The organism is Neisseria sp. P0021.S006 (genome assembly GCF_051956895.1).
In genome coordinates, this window is sequence record NZ_JBQCWZ010000182.1 from 1 (window position 1) to 2,051 (window position 2,051).

The window sequence follows — 2,051 nt, forward strand, 5'->3', positions numbered from 1 at the left end:
TCAGACGGCCTTTAGGCTTGAAATAGATAGGGCGATCGAATTAGGTATGATAGTGAGAAGCAATGAATCATGCTGTTTGAAAGCCTTTATGGAATCGGTGCCTTGTGTTAAATTGTGCTAATAAAATCATTTCGTCAAAAAGGTTGGGCAGAATGAAGAAGATAATTGGTTTGGCCATTGCTGCGGCATTTAGTTTGAGCGCGTGCAGTAATTTGGATCACAAAACCGCGCACGAGGTCATGTCGATTTCCAATGACCGTATTTTAAAAGAAGACCACAGCTTTAACATCACAGGCAGCTCTCAAGTATATATCAGCCCATTGGCTGAAGCTGTATTGGCAGATGAAAAGGTGGAAAAGAAAGCCGAAGCGAAAGCAGAGGATGCCAAAGCCAAAGAGGGGGAGGCGGCAGCCTCTATGGAGGTTGCTCAAGAAGACGACGCTGCTTTGAAGCAGGAGTTTTCTGAACGAGAAGAGGCTGAGTTCCGCAATGCAATGCTTGATGCCTTGCCGGACGGCAATATCGCACAAGTTGCCGTTGATTATCTGGATAAATATCCTGCCATATCCAGTTACATGGAAGGGGTTCATCTGAATTATGAGGTAGCTGTTGACCTATCAACGCGTCAGTTTGAGATGATTCCTGAATTGGCCATCAACAACCACAATGAAAAACTTAGTATCAAACTTCCTATGAAACTGGATGCGGCAAAATGGGAAGTCTATGTTGATCCGCCTGCCAGCGTGTCTGCCATTGTTAATGCGTACACCGATGAGAAAATCGGCAAACGTTTAATCAAAGAACCTTTAAAATTGAGTTTGAAAGAAATCGGTGATTCGAAAGGCGTGCCTTTTGATCATATTGCAGAGGCAGGGGTGCGTGCTTTTTTGAGTGCTAATAAGGCTATGCCTGCCGATGCATATGTATTTAAAGAAATGGATGCCTTTGGTAAGGCAAACCATGCACGCTATCGTGTACGTCATGTCATGAAACCAGAGTATGATTCAGTCGTAATGAAGGCAGTGGCTAAGGCTTTTGATGAAGAATTGTCGAAATTACAGAAAACGCCCCAACCAGGGTCAACAGAAGAAGATTATAAAAATGCGCGGGAATTTTTCAGTATGTTTGTCAGCATAAGTGATAACCAGCCACTTAGCTTCCAGCGTATATCCGGTAACAATCCTGTTGTCGACTATTATCTTGACCGCAAAGGCCGTATTTTGGCTTCCCGCATGTATATGCAAATCAACGGCACACATAAGGCCATCAATATTATCGGCGACAACGTGTACAGCAATTACGGCAAACCAGTCTTCAAATTGAATCCGCAAGGTAAAGGCATTACTTGGCGAGAGCTGAAAGAGTTTTTCGGTTCGGACAAAAAACAGGAAGATTAAAGCCTCAGGCCGTCTGAAAGGATATTTAAGGATATTTCTGTTTTCAGACGGCGTGTTTGATAAGGAAAAACATGTTTGCAAATTTTGATTTAGGCGTATTTCTGCTGGCAGTATTGCCTGTGTTGTTGGCCATTACCGTGCGCGAAGTGGCACGCGGTTATACGGCGCGTTATTGGGGCGACCATACCGGCGAGCAGCTTGGGCGTTTGACGCTTAATCCGCTGCCGCACATCGACCCTGTCGGTACGATTGTCGTGCCGTTGGTGTGTCTGATGATAGGCAGTTTCCTGTTCGGCTGGGCGCGTCCTATGCCCATTGATTCGCGCAATTTCCGTGATCCACGCCGTGCGTGGCGTTGGGTGTCGATTTCAGGCCCGATTGCCAATTTGATTTTGGCGTTCTTTTGGGGCTTTGTCGTCGTACTTGCTGCGTATGTGCCTGAGTCTTATCAAGCGCCCTTGGCGCAGATGGCCGGTTACGGCGTGATGGTGAACTCGATTTGGGTCGCATTCAGCCTGATTCCGATATTGCCTTGGGACGGCGGTATTTTTATCGATACCTTTCTCAACGCCAAACAGTCCATGCAGTTCCGTAAAATCGAGCCATACGGCACATGGATTATCCTGATCCTGTTGTTTACCGGCCTGCTGGCCA

At 46.3% G+C, this 2,051-nt stretch carries 2 protein-coding genes; both read left to right on the forward strand.

The annotated features are described in order from the left end of the window. Nucleotides 1-152 precede the first annotated feature (152 nt). A complete protein-coding gene (locus ACTHUM_RS12225; RefSeq protein WP_440402983.1) occupies nucleotides 153-1,397 on the forward strand; it encodes a hypothetical protein in 1,245 nt (414 codons plus the stop codon). Nucleotides 1,398-1,468: 71 nt separating this feature from the next. Further along, on the forward strand, nucleotides 1,469-2,051 hold a 583-nt coding region (locus ACTHUM_RS12230), incomplete at its 3' end, for a site-2 protease family protein (protein WP_440402984.1).

What these genes read in the sequence shown, in the direction of transcription:
- ACTHUM_RS12225 (WP_440402983.1), top strand. Translation starts at nt 153, where the DNA reads ATGAAGAAGATAATTGGTTTGGCCATTGCTGCGGCATTTAGTTTGAGC.